Source organism: Fusobacteriaceae bacterium (genome assembly GCA_031272775.1).
In the GTDB taxonomy this organism is placed as follows: domain Bacteria; phylum Fusobacteriota; class Fusobacteriia; order Fusobacteriales; family Fusobacteriaceae; genus JAISST01.
In genome coordinates this window covers 1-20,564 of sequence record JAISTB010000015.1, presented here as the reverse complement: position 1 = coordinate 20,564, position 20,564 = coordinate 1, and the positions used below count along the sequence as shown (strand labels likewise).

21 protein-coding genes, 1 other RNA gene and 1 pseudogene are annotated in these 20,564 nt (G+C 50.5%); 12 read left to right on the top strand and 11 right to left on the bottom strand.

Annotation, left to right across the window (positions count from 1 at the left end; all coding sequences use genetic code 11):
• Positions 1 to 91: 91 nt before the first annotated feature.
• The 3 genes from LBQ97_04420 to LBQ97_04410 all read right to left on the bottom strand — a co-directional run bounded on the left by LBQ97_04420 (position 92) and on the right by LBQ97_04410 (position 3,657).
• Positions 92 to 1,543, bottom strand: a complete 1,452-nt coding sequence (locus tag LBQ97_04420; protein MDR1831962.1) for a 4-hydroxyphenylacetate 3-hydroxylase family protein — start codon at positions 1,541 to 1,543, stop codon at positions 92 to 94.
• A gap of 137 nt (positions 1,544 to 1,680) precedes the next feature.
• Entirely contained in the window at positions 1,681 to 3,198 is a 1,518-nt protein-coding gene (locus tag LBQ97_04415; GenBank protein MDR1831961.1) for a sigma 54-interacting transcriptional regulator, read from the bottom strand.
• A 123-nt stretch (positions 3,199 to 3,321) separates the two neighbouring features.
• Positions 3,322 to 3,657 (bottom strand): hypothetical protein, encoded by a 336-nt coding sequence (locus LBQ97_04410; GenBank protein MDR1831960.1) that lies wholly within the window; start codon positions 3,655 to 3,657, stop codon positions 3,322 to 3,324.
• Positions 3,658 to 3,777: 120 nt separating this feature from the next.
• Here LBQ97_04410 and LBQ97_04405 point away from each other — a divergent pair, with 120 nt between their 5' ends.
• Positions 3,778 to 4,356 (top strand): GNAT family N-acetyltransferase, encoded by a 579-nt coding sequence (locus LBQ97_04405; protein ID MDR1831959.1) that lies wholly within the window; start codon positions 3,778 to 3,780, stop codon positions 4,354 to 4,356.
• A 24-nt stretch (positions 4,357 to 4,380) separates the two neighbouring features.
• Positions 4,381 to 4,956, top strand: a pseudogene (locus tag LBQ97_04400) (flavin reductase family protein).
• A 173-nt stretch (positions 4,957 to 5,129) separates the two neighbouring features.
• On the opposite strand, the gene yedF reads toward LBQ97_04400, so the two are convergent.
• A complete protein-coding gene (yedF, locus tag LBQ97_04395) occupies positions 5,130 to 5,585 on the bottom strand; it encodes a sulfurtransferase-like selenium metabolism protein YedF (protein MDR1831958.1) in 456 nt (151 codons plus the stop codon).
• A 37-nt stretch (positions 5,586 to 5,622) separates the two neighbouring features.
• Positions 5,623 to 6,999, bottom strand: a complete 1,377-nt coding sequence (locus LBQ97_04390) for an NCS2 family permease (protein MDR1831957.1) — start codon at positions 6,997 to 6,999, stop codon at positions 5,623 to 5,625.
• Positions 7,000 to 7,247: 248 nt separating this feature from the next.
• On the opposite strand from LBQ97_04390, the gene LBQ97_04385 reads away from it, so the two are divergent.
• The 3 genes from LBQ97_04385 (at position 7,248) to LBQ97_04375 (ending at position 9,594) form a co-directional block, all read left to right on the top strand.
• Positions 7,248 to 7,880 (top strand): helix-turn-helix domain-containing protein, encoded by a 633-nt coding sequence (locus tag LBQ97_04385; GenBank protein ID MDR1831956.1) that lies wholly within the window; start codon positions 7,248 to 7,250, stop codon positions 7,878 to 7,880.
• 178 nt (positions 7,881 to 8,058) lie between these two features.
• On the top strand, positions 8,059 to 8,259 hold the full coding sequence (locus LBQ97_04380) for a cold-shock protein (protein MDR1831955.1): 201 nt from the start codon (positions 8,059 to 8,061) through the stop codon (positions 8,257 to 8,259).
• 84 nt (positions 8,260 to 8,343) lie between these two features.
• On the top strand, positions 8,344 to 9,594 hold the full coding sequence (locus tag LBQ97_04375; GenBank protein ID MDR1831954.1) for a M20 family metallo-hydrolase: 1,251 nt from the start codon (positions 8,344 to 8,346) through the stop codon (positions 9,592 to 9,594).
• 75 nt (positions 9,595 to 9,669) lie between these two features.
• Here LBQ97_04375 and LBQ97_04370 read toward each other — a convergent pair whose 3' ends face one another.
• Positions 9,670 to 10,071 (bottom strand): Hsp20/alpha crystallin family protein, encoded by a 402-nt coding sequence (locus tag LBQ97_04370; protein ID MDR1831953.1) that lies wholly within the window; start codon positions 10,069 to 10,071, stop codon positions 9,670 to 9,672.
• A 365-nt stretch (positions 10,072 to 10,436) separates the two neighbouring features.
• Between LBQ97_04370 and LBQ97_04365 the strand changes: the two genes are divergently transcribed.
• Genes LBQ97_04365 through LBQ97_04355 form a run of 3 tightly spaced genes read left to right on the top strand, consistent with a single transcriptional unit; the run spans position 10,437 to position 12,455 of the window.
• Positions 10,437 to 11,165, top strand: a complete 729-nt coding sequence (locus LBQ97_04365) for an MBL fold metallo-hydrolase (GenBank protein ID MDR1831952.1) — start codon at positions 10,437 to 10,439, stop codon at positions 11,163 to 11,165.
• Positions 11,166 to 11,198: 33 nt separating this feature from the next.
• A complete protein-coding gene (locus LBQ97_04360) occupies positions 11,199 to 12,071 on the top strand; it encodes a B12-binding domain-containing radical SAM protein (GenBank protein MDR1831951.1) in 873 nt (290 codons plus the stop codon).
• A gap of 12 nt (positions 12,072 to 12,083) precedes the next feature.
• Positions 12,084 to 12,455 carry a VOC family protein gene (locus LBQ97_04355; GenBank protein MDR1831950.1) on the top strand — a complete coding sequence of 124 codons (372 nt, stop codon included), beginning with the start codon at positions 12,084 to 12,086 and terminating at the stop codon, positions 12,453 to 12,455.
• 77 nt (positions 12,456 to 12,532) lie between these two features.
• Here the strand turns inward: LBQ97_04355 and LBQ97_04350 are convergent, their stop codons facing one another.
• From LBQ97_04350 to LBQ97_04340, 3 genes are read right to left on the bottom strand one after another with little or no spacing between them, the layout of a single operon-like run.
• Entirely contained in the window at positions 12,533 to 13,363 is an 831-nt protein-coding gene (locus LBQ97_04350; GenBank protein ID MDR1831949.1) for a toxin-antitoxin system YwqK family antitoxin, read from the bottom strand.
• A 40-nt stretch (positions 13,364 to 13,403) separates the two neighbouring features.
• Positions 13,404 to 13,979, bottom strand: a complete 576-nt coding sequence (gmhA, locus tag LBQ97_04345; protein ID MDR1831948.1) for a D-sedoheptulose 7-phosphate isomerase — start codon at positions 13,977 to 13,979, stop codon at positions 13,404 to 13,406.
• 10 nt (positions 13,980 to 13,989) lie between these two features.
• The gene (locus LBQ97_04340; GenBank protein MDR1831947.1) at positions 13,990 to 14,859 is read right to left on the bottom strand and encodes a LysR family transcriptional regulator; all 870 of its coding nucleotides are present in this window, start codon (positions 14,857 to 14,859) and stop codon (positions 13,990 to 13,992) included.
• 291 nt (positions 14,860 to 15,150) lie between these two features.
• Here LBQ97_04340 and smpB point away from each other — a divergent pair, with 291 nt between their 5' ends.
• The 4 genes from smpB (at position 15,151) to LBQ97_04320 (ending at position 17,413) form a co-directional block, all read left to right on the top strand.
• Positions 15,151 to 15,591, top strand: coding sequence for an SsrA-binding protein SmpB (gene smpB / locus LBQ97_04335; GenBank protein MDR1831946.1), 441 nt, complete (start codon positions 15,151 to 15,153; stop codon positions 15,589 to 15,591).
• A 47-nt stretch (positions 15,592 to 15,638) separates the two neighbouring features.
• Positions 15,639 to 15,985: a transfer-messenger RNA gene (gene ssrA / locus LBQ97_04330) on the top strand.
• 388 nt (positions 15,986 to 16,373) lie between these two features.
• Positions 16,374 to 16,544, top strand: coding sequence for a hypothetical protein (locus LBQ97_04325; GenBank protein MDR1831945.1), 171 nt, complete (start codon positions 16,374 to 16,376; stop codon positions 16,542 to 16,544).
• 296 nt (positions 16,545 to 16,840) lie between these two features.
• Positions 16,841 to 17,413 carry a C40 family peptidase gene (locus tag LBQ97_04320; GenBank protein ID MDR1831944.1) on the top strand — a complete coding sequence of 191 codons (573 nt, stop codon included), beginning with the start codon at positions 16,841 to 16,843 and terminating at the stop codon, positions 17,411 to 17,413.
• A 115-nt stretch (positions 17,414 to 17,528) separates the two neighbouring features.
• Here LBQ97_04320 and LBQ97_04315 read toward each other — a convergent pair whose 3' ends face one another.
• Positions 17,529 to 19,457, bottom strand: a complete 1,929-nt coding sequence (locus LBQ97_04315; GenBank protein ID MDR1831943.1) for a flavocytochrome c — start codon at positions 19,455 to 19,457, stop codon at positions 17,529 to 17,531.
• A 224-nt stretch (positions 19,458 to 19,681) separates the two neighbouring features.
• Positions 19,682 to 19,843 (bottom strand): hypothetical protein, encoded by a 162-nt coding sequence (locus tag LBQ97_04310; protein MDR1831942.1) that lies wholly within the window; start codon positions 19,841 to 19,843, stop codon positions 19,682 to 19,684.
• Positions 19,844 to 20,564 lie beyond the last annotated feature (721 nt).

Genomic DNA, 20,564 nt, shown 5'->3' with positions numbered 1-20,564 from the left:
GTTCTTTAGTATAATATCATACCGTACTTTTTTGTAAAAGGGGGAGAAAGATCATTTCCCCCCCTTTCCCGGACCGCGCCCGGTTAACCTGTTATTCTTTCACTTTGGCGATAGCCTTGGCCAGCTTCTTTTTCTGTTCGAGATTGGCCAGGCGGGAAATAACGATTCTTTGAGCCTGCGGTGAACCCGCGCCGTGCATGGATTCTGTCCGGTAGCCGACGGCGGCTGTTCCGAGACACAGATTTTCGATGAGTCTCAGCATCCGCAGTCTGTTTTCCGTGGAAACGGTGGAAACGCCCTTCAGGTATTTTTCGATGTAGGGACCCAGTTTCGGATCGCGGAAATCTTTTTCGGACGGGGCCGTTACCATGATTCCGCCGGCGATGTCTTCGGCGAGGCGGCAGATCTCATAGGGGAAGCGCGTTACGTTCTGCTTGCAGACATTGGCCAGCATCAGGTCGATGATGTAGTTGCCCGAAGCGGTCTTTGTTCCTTCGGCGGAACAGGCGATGCCGCTGCTGTACAGCGTTTCGTTCAAATGAACCATTTCGATGATCTTGTCTTTTACGTGGGAAGCCTTCTGGGCTCCGTTGTAATCGGCAATGGTGGCGGCGGCGCCGATAACGACGTCTCCTACGCCCACCTTGCATCCGCCGTAGCTCTGGCGGTGGTATCCGGCGAAGCGTTCAACGAGGTCGCCCGCGAATTCCGTTTCTCCGTTCAGGAAGATCCTGTCGTTGGGAACGAAAACATTGTCGAAGATTGTCAATGCTTCCATACCGCCGAACTGGCTGTTTCCAACGTCCAGTTCGCTTCCTTCCAATTTTCTCGTATCGCAGGACTGGCGTCCGATGATCATGAAGAGTCCCGGGGTATCCATGGGAACCGCGAAGGAAATCGCGTAGTCGGCTTCATCGGGTTTCAGGGCGATCGTGGGCATTACCAGCACTTCGTGGGAATTCACGATTCCGGTCTGGTGGCATTTCGCTCCTCTTACTACGACGCCGTCGGGTCTTCTTTCCACAACACGCAGATAGAGATCCGGATCGGCCTGTTTGGCGGCGGACAATCCCCGGTCTCCCTTGGGATCGGTCATGGCGCCGTCAACCGTCAAATCGTTTTCCTGAACATAGGCGAGATATTTCTTGAATTTTTCGAAATATTTCGTTCCTTTGGCCTGGTCGATATCGTAGGTCGTGCTCCAAACGGCGTTAAAGGCGTCCATTCCCACGCATCTCTGGAAACATGAGGCCGTGTACTGGCCGAGCAGACGCTGCATTTTAACCTTTTTCACAAGGTCTTCGGTACTCCTGTGGATGTGGGTGAAACGATTGATCTTCTTTCCGGAATCCGGATCGGTGGCAAGCATCAGATCCTGATACTCGGGCATTTGCGCGAGATCATAGGTGGCTTTTACGGAATTCAGCGAAGGCCGCAGAATGGGGTCATCCACCGCGGATTCGATCTTCTTGCCGAACATGTAAATCTCCATCTTGATCTTTTTGATGCTGTCAACATACTCTTGTCCTGTCTTTAAAGGCATATTATCCCTCCTTAAATAGTTTAAAGTTACTATTACAATTATGCATACACAGTCTTACAACAATATTATAAGCAAAGTTTGTGCCAAACTTGCCTTTTCTGCTAAAATTATCGAATTTTCTGTTTGATTTTTGGTGATTATGTGTTTTTTGGGTTCTTTTTGCGCTTTCGCAGGAAGGTGGATGGGTCCATACCGAGGCTGTGGGCTGCCGCCCGGATGTTTTTGTATTTTTCGTAGGCGGCGTTGATGTAATCGAGCTCAATGGCCGCCATTTTTTCCTTGAGGTTCACGGCGCCCTCGGGATCGCCCGGCAGGAGCAATTCTTCGGGAATCGCTTCGTTTTCCCCGCTCTCCCAGATGTCGTCGGTCTCGTTTTCGGGATAGGCGTCGGGGATATTTTTCCGCTCGTCGGTCTTTTCGCTGACGGAGAGCGGAATATCGCTTGTGGCGATCGAAGATTCGTTGCTGATGATAAAGGCCCGTTCCACGATATTTTTCAGTTCCCGGATATTGCCGGGATAATCGTATTTTTCGAGGAGTTTGATTGTGGAGGGCAGCAGTTTTTTGTTGAATCCGTACTTTTCATTGAGGTCCCGGATAAAGAGCTCCGCCAGCGGCGCAACGTCGTCCACGCGCTCCCGGAGCGGCGGGATCATGACCGGAAATACCGTCAGCCGGTAGTAGAGATCTTCGCGGAATTTCTTTTCTTTGACGAGCTCGGCCAGATTCCGGTTCGTGGCGGCAATGATCCTGACGTCGATCTTGATCGTCGTACGCCCGCCGATCCGCAAGACTTCCTGATCCTGCAAGACACGGAGCAGCTTGATCTGCATCTCGGGCGGCAGTTCCGCGATCTCGTCGAGAAAGATCGTCCCTTTGTCGGCGGCCTCAAAAAGCCCCATTTTTCCTTCTTTATTGGCCCCCGTAAAGGACCCTTTCTCATAGCCGAAGAGCTCGCTGTCGATGAGGGAAGGGGCCAGCGCCCCGCAGTTGACCCGCACGAAGGGCTTGTCCTTCCGCTTACTGTTATCAAAAATATATTGGGCGAAGACGTCCTTGCCGACGCCGGTCTCTCCCAAGAGGATCACTGTTGCATCTGTGACAGCCACCTTGTCAATAAGTTGCAAAACTGCAACAGAATTTTTATCCACACAAACAATATCTTTGTAGATATTGAGTTTTTTCATAAATTCTTCGAGCTCCGCCCGGGCCTTGATCGTCAGGATGTTTTTCTTCTCGACCTCTTCCTTGAGTTTGTAGATTTCGGTCAGATCCCGCACATTGGTTACGACGAGGACGATATTGCCGTTTTTGTCGTAGGCGGGGGAACTGGTGATCAGCGCCCGGCGGCCGGTCTCAAACTCCTGCTCCAGCGTCACGGGAGTCCCGCCCTTTTCGAGGACCATGAGCGTCCCCGAGACCGAGATCACATTGTCGCGAACGAGGTCCGCCATGTTCTTTCCCAGCATTTTCTCCCGTTTCAGTCCCGTGATCACCTCGTAATTGCGGTTGACAAGGATCGTATTGGCGTCCCCGTCGGTGATGTAGATCCCGTCGAAGGAATTCTCAATAATCGCGTTCAATTTTTCATTGATTGTTTCGGGATTGCCCAGAAATTTCTCGATTGAAGGTCTTTTGCCGGCGGCCATCACCATCACCTCTCCTCTTTTATCCTGTTTACCTTAATTATACCACATTTTTCTTGTTGTTGCAGAAATAAATCAAGAAAAAAACCCGGTTTTTTTTTGTAAAAACCGGGTATGGTCAAAAAAAAATGGTTACCGGCTGCTGAGCCGGAGAAATTCCGGATAATCGTTCTGAAACGCGTTTTCCCATTCCTTTTCATAACGGGTAACGAGTTCCGGTTTTGCCGCTTTCAACATCGCGATGACCTCGTCGGCCTGCTTTTTCGTATCGAGATCCAGGACCTCCGTGTCGTCCTGAGCCCGCATCACGAGCCGGTAATCTTCGCTGCTGCCTCTGGCGCAACAGGTCCTGAGTTGCCTCAGTTCCACCTGGATATAGGCCCACTGGATTTCCTCGATGGCGTAGCGTTCCTTGCGAAACAGGGTCTTGTAGACGAGATCGTTTCCTTCTATGCTGATTTTTGCCATGGTATCACCCTCCGAACCAATTATACCACAATATCCCTTTTTTTTCAATCGCCCCCTTGTTGCTTTTTCCGGAAAATTATTGTACAATAGGGCATAGGAAAAACCGAGGGGGGATAAATCATGAAAACTGAAGGCATGCGCATGGGGAACGTGGCCGACGCGCGGGAAATCCTCGCGATCTACCGGCCCTTTGTGGAAAAGACTTATGTCTCCTTTGAGACCGTAACGCCGACGCTTGCGGAATTTGAACAGCGGATCGAAAATTTCCTCGCCTTTTACCCTTATCTCGTCTACCTCGTCGGGGGAAAAATCGCGGGCTATTCTTACGCCCACCGCTTCCGCGAACGGGCCGCCTACGACTGGGACGCCGAGACGACCATCTATACGGCCGAGGGCTGCCGCAGGCAGGGGGTCGGCCGGAAATTGTACTCCTGTCTTGAAGAGATTTTGCGGGCCCAGCAGATCAAAAACCTCTACGCCATCGTGACGACGCCCAATCCGGCCAGTGAAGGCTTTCATGAGGCCTTCGGCTTTACCCTGAGCGGCGTCCAGCACGACGCCGGGTTCAAATTCGGCCGGTGGTACGACTCGAGGCTTTACGAAAAGATTATCGGCGACCACGACGGCGCGCCGGCGCCTATCATTGCCGTCAAAGACCTCGATCAATCGAAAATTGAAGAAATCCTGTCCCGTTACTGACCAAACAGCTTAAGGAGTGTGAGCATGAAAAAAATCAGTTTTGAACCCGGTACGATGCTGAATCCTGTGCCGGTGGTCCTCGTGACCAGCAAGAGCAGAAAAGGGGAAAATAATGTCTTCACGGTGGCCTGGACCGGCATCCTGTGCAGTACGCCGCCCCTGCTTTATATCGGCGTCAGGCCAGAACGGCTGTCTTACGCCTATATTGCCGACACGAAGGAATTCACGATCAACCTTCCGACCAAGGATCTCGTGAAAGCCGTGGACTACTGCGGCGTCAAGAGCGGACGGACGACGGACAAAATCAAGGACTGCGGATTTATCCTGAAAAAAGGGCTCAAGGTCAAGAGCGAATCCATCAGCCAGTGTCCCGTGAACATCGAGTGCAAGGTCAAAGAAATCTACAAAACCGGCGGCTCCCACGACGTTTTCATCAGCGAAATCGTCGGCGTCTCCGTGGACGGATCGCTGATGGACAAGGACAAAAAATTCCACCTGGACTGGGCAGAGCCCATCGCCTATTCCCACGGGGAATACTTCCCGCTGAACAAAAAGCGAATCGGAAGCTTCGGCTTTTCCGTCTCGAAGAAAAAAAGGGTCAGCCCCGTGGTCAAAGCCAAGGCCGAACCCCTTGCGGAAAACAAAGCAAAACCTAAAGCCAAATCCGGGGAAAAGCCCAAAGAACGGCTTGGAGAAAAAAAGACAAATCGACCCGGCCGGGGCCCGAAAGGCGCCCCGAAGCGGGAATTCAAAGGCAAAAGCGGGAAAAAGGCCTAGGGCCGGACGATCAGGTCCGCCAGCATTTCTTTTTCCACAATTTCATACATATTGGCCGTGGTCCCCACGGCCAGTTTATCTTTGAGGCTGAAAAAGTCCAGACAGACGCAGCAGGAGATGATCTCCACGCCCTGAGTCTCCATGGTCCTGAGGTCCTGAAGATAATCGGAACCCAGACAGGCGAGCTTCACGCCCTCGTTGTACAGGATGACCGCGTCGGGGAGATCTTCCATGCGGCTCACGGCGTAGATGAAGCCCTTCATGAGCATGGCGCCCAAATCTTCGCTGCCGCGGCCCATGGTCAACCTGTCGACGACGACAATTTTCTTCTTTTTTCTGTATTTCTGCAGTCCTTCGATATTGCCGGAACCCGGCATTTTGAATTTCTCGCTTCTCGGTTCCGCGTTTTGCAAGGCCTGGCCGGTGGATCCGCCGTCGCTTTTCTTCTCCATGAGGTCCTCCTTCTGTGATCATTTTTGTTGTTCTATTTCAGACGAAGAAATATTTTACGATAAAGATCAGCGCCAGCACGTACATCAGCTTGCTGATCTTTTTTTCCTTCGCCTTTCCCGAGAGCACGTTCAGAATCACGTAGGAGATGATCCCGAAGGAAATTCCTTCGGAAATGCTGTAGGCGAAAGGCATGGTGATTATGCAGATATAGCAGGGGATCGTTTCGGAAAAATCCTCAAAGTCGATTTTCGTAATGGACGTCACCATCAGGAATCCGACTACGATCAGGGCAGGCGCCGTAGCGAAGCCCGGTACCGCCAGGAATACGGGCGCGAGAAACAGCGACGCCAGGAAGAGAAGACCTGTCGTTACCGCCGTGAGACCTGTCCTGCCGCCGGCGGATACGCCCGAGGCGCTCTCCACGTAAGTCGTCACCGTCGAAGTGCCGAGAACAGCGCCGGCGCAGGTGCCGAGGGCGTCGGCCAGAAGCGCGCCTTTGATCCGCGGGAGCTTGTTTTCGGAATCGAGCATGTCGGCCTTGGAGGCAACGCCCACAAGGGTGCCCAGCGTATCGAAGAGGTCGACGAAAAGGAAGGCGAAGACCACCATGGCAAAGTCAAGGGGCCGGGCAATGCCGGTAAAATCCATTTTGCCCAGGGTCGGCAACAGACTGGGGATCTGACCCAGGCCGGCAAAGCTGGGGATCAGCGAATACATTCCGACTTCGGGATTGGGCGCGTAAGCCCCCGTCAGCTCCAGCAGGATGCCTAAAATCCACGTGGCCAGAATACCGAGGAGGATGCCGCCCTTTGTATTTTTGATGAGGAAAAAGCCCGTGATCAGGACGCCCGCCATGCAGAGGAGCACGCCCAGACCTTCGCTGCGGAACGTTCCCGCCGCAAGGGAGGCCTTGATCGAGAAAAGTCCCACTTTGGTGGCGGGATTGGCGACGACGATCTTGGCGCTCGTCAGACCGATAAAGGCGATAAAAAGGCCGATGCCCACGGAAACCGCGTGCTTCAGATTGATCGGGATCGCGTTGAAGATCGCTTCCCGGACGCTCGTCAAGGTCAGCAGGATAAAGATAAAGCCTTCGATAAAGATCGCGGCCAGAGCCACCTGCCAGGAGTATCCGAGGGTCAGCACCACCGTAAAGGCAAAGTAGGCGTTGAGGCCCATGCCCGGCGCCAGCGCGAAGGGGTAGTTGGCCAAAAAGGCCATCAGGAACGTGGCCAGAGCCGAGCCCACCGCCGTCGCCGTAAAGATCGCGCCCTTGTCCATGCCCGAGGCGCTGAGGATGCCCGGGTTTACCGCAAGGATATAAGCCATGGTCATGAAAGTCGTCAGTCCGGCGATCAACTCTGTCGCTACCGTCGTATTGTTCTCTTTCAGGTGAAAAATTTTTTCTAACATTTCCTCCTCCTACAAAATCCGTCTGTTTGTGATGTCATTTTTCCTGATAAACATACCCTATTATAACAAATTTTTGCGAGAAGTACACGGACATTTTCATTTTTTCGCAGACTTGTTCAATTTTTGGATTTTCATGGAAATCTGTACTGTTTATGGACGCTTCGGGGAAAACGCTTCAGTCTCGGGGGACAAAGATAATTTTGACAAAAAGGAAATCTGTGCTATGATATACGAAAGGAGGGGTTGTCATGGAGTATTGTCCGCTGAACGCCTTGAAAGCCATGGCCCGCGCGTTGAGCGCCCACTTCGGGATCAATTGCGAGACGGCCGTCTATGATCTGTCGCCCGAAAACCGGGGGGCTTTGTTGCTGCGGATGGAAAACGGCCACGTGAAAGACGACAAAGCGGAAACGAGCGACGATACGCCTGAATTCGGATTTGGACCGGCCGACTGCGTCGATGAGATCGGGACTCTTGTCCGGACAAAGGACGGGACGATCCGGAAACGCAGCCTCTTGTATTTTGCCGACGAGAGCGGCGAAAGACCCCGTTACGCCTTTATGATCCGCTATGACGTGACGGCGCTTCTGGCCTTTGAAAACGCCCTGCGTTCCCTGACGGGCCCCTTTCCGGCGGAGATTCCCAAGACCGACGCCAGGATCCCGTACCGCGTGGAGGACGTCCTCGACGCCTTGATCGAAAAAGCCGCAAATCTTATCGGCAAACCTGTCGCACTGATGACAAGGGAAGAAAAAATAACCGCCATCCGATTTCTCAATGAGGCGGGGGCATTTCTGATTACAAAATCCGGTGATAAGGTGTCCAAATATTTTAATGTCTCCAAATATCTGCTTTACAGCTGCATCGAGATCAACAAGTAATTCCGGCGAAATTTTGAAAAAAATTTTGTAAAACATCTTGATTATCCGGCAACTATGGGGTATAATTCGAAATAGAGGTTCAGTTTGTCGGATTTTATGAAAGCGAGAGATCTTTTCTTCTACCGTTTTATGAATTCTTCAAGATTGAAGCTGTATTCAACTTATTTTGGAGGTAAAAATGTTAAAAGGTACAGTAAAATGGTTCAACAAGGACAAAGGGTTTGGTTTTATTACCGGCGAAGACGGAAAAGATTATTTTGTACATTTTTCCGGTATAACAGGAGAAGGATTTAAAACGTTGGAAGAAGGCCAGGGTGTTACGTTCAATGTAACGGAGGGCCAGAAAGGTCCCATGGCAACGGAAGTCACCGTTGCGTAATCCACGCTGAAAATACGTTCGAATGTTTAGTGCACCACGTTTTCCCCAAGTGGTGCATTTTTTTATAAAACGGGAGGTTATCATATGGAAGAAAATATACGGGAGCGTTTTCCCTGCCTGCGGGAAGAAGCGGAAGCGCTGGATACGCTGGCCGCCTGGTTCCGGAGTTTTTACCCCGTGGGCGCCGACGCCTCGGGCGGCGTCACGCGGCTAGGTTATACGAAAAATGAGGACATCATGCACGGGGGCCTGCGCAATCTCGCCAAAAGTCTCGGGCTCAAGTATTCGAGCGACGAGGCCGGCAATACCTATGTCTACCGGGAGGAGGCCCGGCGCTATATCCTGATCGGCTCGCATTTGGATTCCGTCATTTCAGGCGGTCGTTACGACGGCGTGGCGGGCGTCATCGCGGGACTGATGATCCTCAAATGGCTCGGGGAAAGTAACGTTTCCCTGCCCGTCAAGCTCTGCGCCTTCCGCTGCGAGGAATCAAGCATGTTCGGAATCGCCACCGTGGGGAGCGCCCTGATCACAAACAAAATGGACCCCGAGCGCTTGAAGAAAGTCACGAACAAGGAAGGCGTTTCCCTCTGGGAGACTCTGAAGAAGCGAGGCTACAGCCCCGTCTGCAAAAAAATTACGGGCCTTCTGGGCTATCTTGAACTCCATATCGAGCAAGGCCGGATTTTGGAGTTGCAAAAATGCAACATCGGCATCGTAACCGATATCGCGGCGCCCACCAGATACTGGCTGACGATCCGGGGCCGACAGGATCATACGGGGGCGACGCCCATGGATTGCAGGCTTGACGCGCTGGCCGCGGCGGCGGAGATCATTCTGAAGCTTGAGTCCCTGGCAAAGGCCGAAAGCTCCGCGAGGACCGTGGGTACCGTGGGCTTTCTCGACAACGAGCCCAACGCCTTCAACGTCATCTCCGGTAAAGTCCGTCTCGGCATCGATATCCGGGGGATCGTCAAAGAGAGCGTCGACCGGACGGCCTCCGCCGCCACGGCCGCCATCGGGGAAATCTGCGGCAGACGGGGCCTTGCATACGAGCTTGTGAATATCTCGGCCGATACGCCGGTCAAGCTCGATCCCGGCGTGATCGGAAAACTCGAAAAAGCCGCCGAAACTCTGGGCGAGCGCTATTACGTTATGCCCAGCGGCGCGGGCCACGACGCCATGGAGTTTGCCGATCTCTGTCCGACCGGCATGGTCTTCATTCCCTGCAAAGACGGCGTTTCCCACAACAAAGCCGAGCATATGGAACTCTCCCACTTGTTGAGCGGGATCCGGGTCCTCTTTGCGGCACTGATGGACTGGAAAATTTCCTGAACCGCCTCTGCCGAAAAATTCTCCCGCAACAAAAAACGGGCTGTTGCAAAAATGCAACTGCCCGTTTTCATTTGTTTAGCCTTCAATCGCGATATACTTGTTTTCCTCGATTTTTTTCTGATCTTTCTTGGGGATCGAGACATTGAGCACGCCGTTTTCAAACTTTGCCTTGATGTCTTCCTGCGTGATGTGTTCGCCCACATAGAAGCTTCTGACACAGGTTCCGCTGTAGCGCTCCCTCCGGATAAAGCGGCCTTCCTTGTCCTTGTCTTCCGTTTCGGCGCCCTTGGTGGCGCTCAAGGTCAGATAGCCGTTCTCCAGCTTGGCGCTGACTTCCTCTTTCTTGTAGCCCGGCAGGTCCACGGCCAGCTCATAGCCCTTGTCCGTCTCCCGGATGTCCGTCTTCATCAGCGCGTCATGCTTGGCGATATCCTGCAGGCGCCGCCCGAAAAAGTTCTTGCCGAAATCATCATCCATAAAAGAATCAAATAAATTTTCATTGAAAATACTCGGTAACATTTTACATCACTCCTTCTATTGAAATTTGTTTTGACTACGATAGAATTTTATTTCTCGTTTCTTACAAGCAAATTATATCACATTTTATTAGCCATGTCAATAGGTGAGTGCTAATTTTTTTGAAAATTTTTTCCCGGAAAATCTTTTCGACGGGCGCTCGTATTCAAAAAGTAATTTTGTTTCGAAAAATATTTTGAAAAATCATCATAGGTGTGATATAATATTCTTGCTTACAAGAATAAATGAATTTGTGTCGTTGACTTTCACACAAATCTCGAAGGGTTCTATGAGGGGCGCGTTCGTCAGAATGTGCCGGAGGACGCATGAAAATACTGTTTGTGAATCATAGCTGTTTCATTGTGGAATCGGAAAGCGGCATCCTGATCTTCGACTTTTACAAACTACCGTGGCAGAAAAACAAAGAATTTTCTCCGGAGCAAGTCCTGGATAGCGGAAAGAAGCTGTTTGTCTTCGCTTCACACGGTCACGAAGATCATTATTCCGCCAAAATCATGGCCTGGGATAACGGAAAACGTGATATTACCTTTATCCTGAGCGACGATATCACAACGACAGCGGAAAAGGAAAACCGGCTGATTGTCGGGGAAAACCGGGAACTGACCGCAGGTCCGCTGCAAATACGGACATTCGGTTCCTCAGATCTCGGCGTGTCCTTTCTCGTCCGGGTCGACGGAAAGACGCTCTTTCACGCAGGCGACCTGAATTGGTGGCACTGGGACGAGGAGACCCCCGATGAGCGGAAATACGCTGAAGACCTGTTCAAAGGGATCGTCAAGCAGATCCGGGAGTATGTAAAAAAAGAAAAAATCGCAATGGATGTGGCATTTTTCCCCGTTGACGGCCGACTCGACTATGCCTGGTCCTGGGGGGGAGAATACTTTATCCGGGAATTTCACCCGAAAATCTTCGTTCCGATGCACTTTTGGAAGAATTTCCAACTGACTCAGAGTTTCTCAGATCATATGATGAATTTGCAAAGTACTACCCGCTGTGTCGTCCTTCATCACAACATAGAAACCCTTTCGGTATAGCATCAGCGTCACAAATCGCGACAAGGAGGAAAAATGAGATATGAGGGCGCCGTTTTCAGGCCACCCAGTGAAGCCGACAGTCTGATTATACAATTAACGATCGGTTGCGCGCGCAATGACTGTACATTCTGCTATATGTACAAGGATAAGCAGTTCCGGGTCCGCAACCTCGACGAGGTCATCGAGGATCTTGAACTGGCGAAGAATTTTTATCCCAAAGGCATCATCAAGCGGATATTCCTGGCGGACGGCGACGCGCTTGTCGTACGGACCAAAGACCTGCTCTACGTCATCAACCGGGCCAAGCGCCTGTTTCCAGAGATCGAGCGGGTATCCGTCTATGCCGCGCCCAAGGATATTTTGATGAAATCTCCCGAGGAGCTGGCCGCGCTCAGAAACGCCGGTCTGCGCATGGTCTATGTGGGACTGGAGTCGGGCGACGACGTGGTCCTGCGGGATGTCCGGAAAGGGGTCACGGCGGCCGAAATGATCGAAGCCGGCCAAAAAGTCCGGGCCGCGGGCATAGAACTTTCCATGATGATCATTTCCGGTCTCGGCGGCAAGCCCCGCCTCGTGGAGCACGCCGTCAACTCTGCGCGGGTGATCTCCCAGATCAAGCCGGAATATCTGGGTTTCCTGACCCTTCGCTTTTTCAGAAATACGGAACTGTACCGGGACTATGTGGAAGGGCGCTTCCTGCCCCTTTCGGTTCCCGAAATCATGCAGGAAATGCTGCTCTTCCTGAACAACGTGGACACGGAAGGCACCATTTTCCGGGCCAACCACGCCTCCAATTATCTCGTCCTGAGGGGTATCCTCAACGCGGACCGGGAAAAATTGATCCGGACAGTGGAAAGCGCCAAGGCCACAAACAACTACCGGAAATATGTGGAAACCGGTTTTTAGGGGGAAAATACGATGAAATTCGCCTTTGAACACCTGAACTTCAATGTACTGGATCTGGACAAGAGCCTGGCCTTTTATGAAAAGGCTCTGGGTCTCAAGGAAGAGCGGCGGAAAACCGCTTCGGACGGAAGCTATATCCTGGCCTTTTTAGGCGACGGCGGCGGACACTTTCAGCTGGAGCTCACGTGGCTTCGGGACAGGAAGGAAAAATACGACCTCGGCGATGAGGAATTCCACCTGGCCATGCGCGTCGACGACTTCGAGAAGGCCTTCGCCTTTCACAAGGAAATGAACGCGGTCATCTATGAAAATACCGCCATGGGCGTCTATTTCATCGGCGACCCCGACGGCTACTGGATCGAAATCCTGCCGCCCAAAAAATAAAGCAGTGACTTGACTTCTATGTTGACATAAAAAAGGAGCGCTCTTGCGGCGCCCTTTTTTATATTTCTCTTTTCCGTTCAATCGGGCTGATCCTCGTCCGCCTCGGTCATGACTTTGGAGAGCGTTTTCTCCCAGTCTTCCTCCCGGATCAATTGCCCGGCCTCGTTGTATATCCGCCACAGACCCCGGGGAAAGCTCTCGCGGAATTCCCCCTCGATCTCCAGGCCCCCCGCCGGGAAGTATTTTTTCATTTCTCCGTCGATCTTGTCCATCTTGAAATTCATGGAGATCCGGAGTTTTCCGTCGGGATAATATTCTTCCCACAGACCGTTTTGGAAGCCTTCGAAGAAATTCCCTTTGATTTTCAGCGCGCCGTTCAGGTAATACTGCGTCCAGAGGCCGGTTTTCCGGTTGTCTTTGTATTCCCCTTCTTCCTGCAGGGCGCCCGTGGGATAATAAAACTTCGTCCGCCCCTCGAGAAGCCCTTGGTAATAATACTGCTCGAGCCGCAGGTTTTCGTTGTCGTAGTATTCTTTCTGCAAATTGACTTTCTTGCCGTTCTCATATTCGACCACGTGTCGGATGACGCCCTTTTCGTTGTAAATCATCCAGAAGCCTTCGGCCTTGCCGTTGCGGAGTTTGCCTTTCCGTTTGACCTTGCCGTTGCCGTAGTATTCCGTATAGTCGCCGTGCAGTTTTCCCGCCCGGTAGTTGCTCTCGATATGGACATATTTGTTGCCGTCGCGGTTTGTCGCGACCCGGCGAACTTTTCCCGTATAGCGTTTGCCCGTGTTCAGGTCATAGACGACCCGCCCCTCGTTTTCGATTTTTTCGACGAGCGGTCCGTTTCCCTCGCCGCAGGCCGCCAGCAGCAGGATCAGAAACGTCGATACCAATAGCTTTCTCATACGTATTCACCTTGATTTCCCTGACGGGATTGGATTTTTTTCAATAATTTTCGGGAAAGAGAATTCTTTCGACCCCTTCGATCAGAATATGAAGGATCATCATGTGGATTTCCTGGATCCTGTCCGAGGTCATACCCGGCACAATAAATTCGTCGTCACAAATTCCCTTCAGCTTTCCGCCGTCCTTGCCCAGGAGGGCCAGGGTTTTCATGCCCTTCTCCTTCGCGGTCGCCGCGGCTTTGATCACATTGGGGGAATTGCCGCTTGTGGAAATGCCGATCAGCATGTCTCCCGGCGCGCCGTAGGCCTCCACGCCCCTGGAAAAGACCTCGTCAAAGCCGTAATCATTTCCCACGCAGGTGATGTGGGACGCGTCGGAAATGGCGATAACCGGCAGCGCCCGTCGCTCTTTCCGGAATTTACCGGTAAATTCCTCCATGAAATGGACCGCGTCGCAATTGCTGCCTCCGTTCCCGCAGATGAGGATCTTGCCTCCCTGCCGGAAGATTCCCGCCAGGATTCCGGCGATTTTTTCCGTCCGCCCCGCTTTTTCTTCTTCCGCGATAAAAGCGGAAAGCAGCGCCTGTTCTTCCTTATAAGAATCAATCAATGCCATTTTGCGCTCCTCAGCTGATCTTGTAGCCTTCGATGAAGTCGATGAATTTGATGATCTGCAGCAGATGTTTTTTGTCCTTGGTGATCACGACCTGGTAGGCGTCTTTGACTTCGTTGATCCGGTAGACAATATTGAGCTCCTTGCTCTCGATCTCCTTGTAGACGGAATAATAGGGGAGGATCACGTTCCCGATCCCTTCGCGGACCATGCCTTTGATGACCTCAAGATTGCCCGAGACCTGGATCTTGTTCTCAAAGATCATCTTGAATTTGTCTTCTATGGCCGCGATGGCGTCGTTGTTGTTGGGGATGCTCTTGCGGGTGATCAGCGGGTCCTTGCCCGCGCTCTCGATCCTGTCGTAGCGCTTGCTGCTCACTAAGACATAGGGCATTTTCTCAATCGTGATGACCTCAAGATTGCTGTCGGTGATATGCTCCTCGTCGATGATGAGGACGTCCAGATCCCCTTCCCGCAGACATTTGAGGAGCCATTTCTTTTCCCCGATCACGATGTCGTACTCGATTTCTTCGTGTTTGAGGGAAAATTCCTTCATGAGCTTCGGCAAAAGGGGCTCGCCGATCACGGAAGTGGCCCCGATGGAGAGCTTTGAGCGGTCGAGACCGATGATCCGGGTGATTTCTTTTTCGGCCCTGCCCACGCGTTCAAATATATCCTCGGCCATTTTGAAGAGGATTTCCCCGATGTAGGTCAGCTTGATCTTTTTGGAACTGCGGTCAAAGAGCTTCGTATTCAGCAGATCTTCAAATTTCCTGATTTGGATCGAAACGGCTGACTGGTTGATGAAGAGTTTATTGGCGGCCCGCGTGAAGCTCTTTTCCTTGGCCACCTCATAAAAAATCTTCAAATAATGCAGATCCATTGATTCTCCTTGTATTTTCCGTCGGGGTTCCATTCGGGTATCATAACCGGTAGTTATGGTTAATCATTCATTTTATATATAGTATATTCTATCACAAAGGGCGGGGTTTTCACAACAGTTTTTCAAAAAATTTTCGCTCTTTTCCCTTTTATTTCCGTCAAAGCTGAGATTCGCTTTGCTTTTTTCCGGATAATGGTGTATAATTGTCCCATACGCATCTATTCAACCGGATCGGAGGAAGTGATCCCGGACGGGCGGGGGAGTCCCCACTGTCGGCGGGATCCAAGAAACATGGTCATCGCGAAGAACAAAAAGGCCTTTTTCGATTATTTCATCGAGGAGAGATTTGAGGCCGGGATTGCCCTTGTGGGTTCCGAAGTCAAATCGGTCAAGGCGGGGCACGTGAGCATCAAGGAATCCTACCTGCGGGTCACCCAGGGGGAGCTCTTTATCCTCGGCATGACCATCGTCCACTGGAAATTCGGCAGCGTTTATAATGTGGAAGAAAAGCGGCCGAGAAAGCTCCTCATGCACAAGAAGGAAATCCGGAAAATCCATGAGAAAGTAAGTCAGCAGGGATTTACCATCGTTCCCCTGGACATCCACCTCTCCAAAGGCCGGGTCAAGCTGGAAATTGCCGTCGCCAAAGGCAAGAAGACCTACGATAAGCGGGAAGCCATCGCCAAAAAAGACGCCCGCCGGGATGAGGAGCGAAATATTAAAATCCGCTAGTTTACTTTTTGCGCGTTTCATGATATAATATTGATACAATCGAATAAGGGGATGTCAAGGTTTCGACGGGGTTAGCAGGTTATAGACAGCAGGTCGGTGTGGTTACCGCGAAAGACCAAAAACTCGTTTAAATGACGAAAACAATTACGCTTTAGCTGCTTAGTTGTCAGCTCATCCCGGGATACGTCTTCTGTATGCGTATTCCAAGGGGTGTAACCCATATACAGATTACCCGCTCCGATGTTTCTAAGGAAGCGGGGACATTCGCGAAACTTGTATGTTCGAGCCCTGTTTGCGGGATTCGGGCATATGAAATCCTATAGCAAACTAAGCTTGTAGAAGTTTATGGCGCTGTTAGTTTCGGACACGGGTTCGACTCCCGTCATCTCCACCATTGTTAACCATGCCCGGAAAGGGGAATTATTTTTGATTTTCTCTTTCGTCAGGCATTCATCGTATAAACTTTCAACATATCTGCAGAAAAGTCCTCATGGACAAAAGAAGATGATTTCTTGCGTCATCTTCATTTTTGTATAGTTTGGGAGGAAAAATCAATGCTTCAACTGAATGAACTGGATAGATATCGTGAGGGGAATCGGCTGAGGAGGTCGTCGCTATTATCGGAAAAATAGTAAAATGGGGATTACCCCAAAACCAAAGCGATATCACAGCACATGATTGTGCTTTTTTCAGAAACAGGAAATCTGAGACTCAGTTTGGAGGATGTTTTGGGCGGAGGCATATCTGATCCGCGAAATTAAACGCGCTTCAAACTTTTTAATATGCTCAATATCGGGGAGCGTTCAGGGAGCGGCATACCAAGTATTTACGAAGTATGGGAAAATGAAGGCTTTCCGCCGCCGATTCTCAAAGAGGATTTTAATCCGGACAGAACGACTCTTTCGCTTGTTTTGAAAAAAACAAGCGAAAAAAACAAGCGAAATCGAGACTGAAGCCGTATACCGTCACACCCTGAGAATTTCATCATTTTACTTGACAAAAACAAGCTGTTATTGTATAATATCTTATGGGTAACGACGCGGCGCGAGGCCTTCCTTTGCCGCAACAATAATTTAAGAATGGAAAATTCATCGGCCAAGGGAGACCGTGCAGGACATTGTGCGGGAAAGGCCCAAATTATTGAGATTGGGATTAATCTGTTTATTTTCATTGGCTGATCGTTCGGGAATGATATCCCGAAACGCGGCCTTTTTGTTTTTTTGCGCGCCAGATAAGGAGTACGGTAAAATTGAAGAAAATACTGACGATACTGATCATGAGCGGCATAACGGGCGGCGCTTTGCTTCAGGCAAAGCCTGTAACCGTGAAGCGGCAGAGGGAAAACGCGGGCATCTCCGGGAATATATTCAGAGAAACTGCGGTGAAAGGCAAACGGATCTCCAAAAAGAAAAAAGAAGCAAAAAAATTATCGACAATAGAGGAGTTTCATCAAATCATCAGAAACGATATGGTCGAATTTGCCTGCAAACACGTTGGAAATCCTTATGTTTGGGGCGGTAACAGCCTTACAGAGGGCGTAGATTGTTCAGGCTTTACCCAGGCGGTCTTGAAGTCCTACGGCGTCAATATCCCGAGAACAGCCGAGGAGCAGGCGAAATACGGCCATGAGATCACGATCGCAGAAATGCAACCGGGCGATCTTCTGTTTTACAGCCGCGGAAAGCTCCAAATCGGCCATGTGGGCATATATATCGGCGACGGGAAAATCGTGCACGCAGCCGGCAAAAAGACCGGCATCGAAATCTCGCGATACGACTATAAGACCCCGCGAAAGGTGATCAGCTGTTTTCCCGAAGCATAAAAGTGAGTGGGGCCTAAAGCCTCCACTCACTGGCGATTTACTTAATTTTTGTAGGATATACAAGAATCCATATCCGCTGACAGCGAAATGACAAAACACATTTCCCAAACAAGTTTTATTTTTCCAATGCCGCGTTTTCTCCGGCAATCCGCCCATAAGTAAGCGCATCGGGTACAGCGTTGGCGCCGACACGATTTCCGCCATGTACGCCGCCGGTCACTTCGCCTGCCGCGTAGAGACCCTTGATGATACTGCCGTCTGCACGTAAAACATGGGTATTGTTGTCAATCTGGATGCCGCCCATCGTGTGATGAACCGCAGGTTGCCGCGGGGTCGCATAATAAGGACCTCCAGCAGTCAAAAGAATGTTATCCGCAAAAGCGTTTCTGCCAAATTCCGGATCATTTCCCGCTTTACAGGCTTCATTGAATTTCTTCACGGACTCTACCAAAGCTTTGGGGGGAACTCCGATCTGTGCAGCCAGCTCTTCCAAGGTATCGGCTTTGAAGATTTTCTTTTTCGCGAGCAGGTCATTGACATGTTCTCCGAATTTATTGTAGCCTTTATCGTCCAAGTAGTTATTTTTTTCGTTTGTGATCAAGTAAAACATTGAATCAGGTTGTTCCAAAGCGGCCTTGACAAGAACGTCCCGGCGTTCCAGCTCATTGACGTAGCGAACACCTTTTTTGTTGATACACATCGCCGTTGCCTGTCCGACGTAGCCGGAAGCTGCTCCGGTCTGGGGATCACAAGTCGGTAGAAGCTGTATCAGGTTCATATCGACAACATTAGCGCCTAATTTTTGCGCCATGATGATGCCGTCTCCGGTAATGGCGGGGCTGTTGCTTGTCTTGATCGAGCTGTCGAGATTCGCCCACTGGGTGTTATATTTCATGCGCATTTCCACGTTGGCGCCAAATCCGCCGGAAGCGATGACAATCCCTTTATTGGCGGTAAATGTATAAGGCGTTCCATCCGCGCCTGTAGCATTGACGCCGACAACCTTATTATCGGAAAGCAGCAATTCTTCGGCCTTTACTTCCATGACAATTTCGACAGGCAGTTTTTTCTCAGCGATAATTTTTTTAAAAATGTCTATAAATCCGATACCGCTCTTGTAATCCCGCGCCTCATGCGCTCGAGGCCACAGTCCGCCTACATAAGTCAGCGTATAGTCTTTCCACACAAGGCCCATATCTGCCAGCTGCTTCATTGTGACAGGGGATTCTTGCGCCAGCTTGTAGATGAGCGCCAGATTTCCGTAATAATCTCCGGCGTCCCAACTTTGCAAAGCGTGGAGTTCTGGCGAATCATAGAGATATTTTGCTCCGGATTTCAGGTAGGCGTCAAAATCTTTTTCAAGTTTTGACCGGATTTCCTGATAAAGCGGTACTTCATTGCGAAGCGGCTTTTTTGCCAAAAGGGCCTGTATAGACTTGATTTGCGCCTGTGAAATCTCCTGTTTCTTTTCGAGAGCCGGATCATAGGCGTTGTATCCACCCCCAGCGAGGATTGTGTTGCCCCCCATTATGGCGGTTTTTTCTATAACGATAACGGAAGAGCCCAGTTTAGCTGCTGCAACAGCGGCAGACATTCCGGCTCCTCCGGCGCCTATAATAACCACATCCGCTTTCTTTTCTATGAGCTTTTTCCCGGCGCCGTCAGTTTTTTTCAACGCTGTTTCCTTGAGGCCTTTAATATCTCCGCCGGCATTGATCAGCGCGTCTTCCACGGCGGCCAAAATCCCCTTGCTTGTCATGGAGGCGCCCGCTACCGTATCCACAGAAAGGGATTGCGCCTGTACAATGGCCGCTGGAATTCTATCCAGAGCCGGATCCGCTACTCCGGCAGTTTCGTTATGGCTTACCGTTTTCACCGATGAAATCTGTCCTCCAGTTACCGTAACTTCCACAGTAATTTCTCCCTGATTTCCCTGACCGACTCCTTTGTAAGTTCCATCTTTGACGCCAGTTAAGCCGGCGGCATATAAGAGTCCGGAAAAAAACAGGATGAATGATAAGAAAATTGTGCAAAATCGTTTCATTTATCTCCTCCTCAAAATATGATAAATATAGTATTTTTTGATGACTGACGTATGATCATCTTCACGCTATTGATATTACCTCAGAATTCCTGATTTGTCAACAAGTAAATAATAGAATTTTTTCATACCGTAAACCCCTTTTTCAGCCCGCGACCGACAGAAAGCGCTGGGCGAGACCCTCACTAAAAAGTCTTAACCTTTGCGTTCATGGTTCCTCCATGGTTTTATTCTATAACGGGAACAAGGGCGGTCAGTTTTTCCGCGATTTCAGCTACGTTTTCGGGCGTGTAGGCCCTTTGATACGTCGTCGCGCTGTCTTCGCCGTATTCCGTATACTGTCCCGTGATACCCAGCGCGCTGGCGGTCCCGGGCATGTCGGACCACATGATGGAATGCCCCCCCAAGTGACCCCCCAAGTGACCCCCCAAGTCAGTGATATAATATTGTCCTATTGTACTGTAGCTCGCTCAAAAGCTGAAATTGCTGAATTTTGTGGATTTAAAGATAAAAAGAACTTTACGAGTCTCTATCTGAAGCCTTTGCTTGATTCAGGTTTGTTACTGATGACAATTCTGGATAAGCGACGAAGTCAGAATCAAAAATATATCGCAGCGCAGTATGGAGAGGCAAGGTAGAGCGGTTTGACCAGAAACTGAGGCGACCCTTCAAGATACCCATCAAGATGCCCATCAAGTGACCCCCCTAAGTCAACCCCCAAGTGAGTAATAGTCTTATCCCATTACGTTGTGCCTTCCTCCAAACGCTGAAATCACATTTTACGCCCAAAAAAGCCATACCGCCTCCGGCATGGCTTTTTTAATCTTCATGATGAAAAATCCTAAAATTGCGCAATTCTACAAAATCAGATTTGCGAATCCGACCGTAATGGCCGCTTAATTCTTGAGGTTTTGCTTCCATGATTCCTCCTCCGGTTCTTGATTTTTCGATACGAAAAATACAGTGTCCTTATTTCAATGACACCGGCATTTTTTTTCTGTTAATCGCAAAATATCAGGAAATGAGAAGGGGAGAGCAAGGAGATCTGACAAAATAGACGCCGTTTTTCCGGCGGGAGATCAAAAATAAAACTTCCGGCGGCGCGTTCTT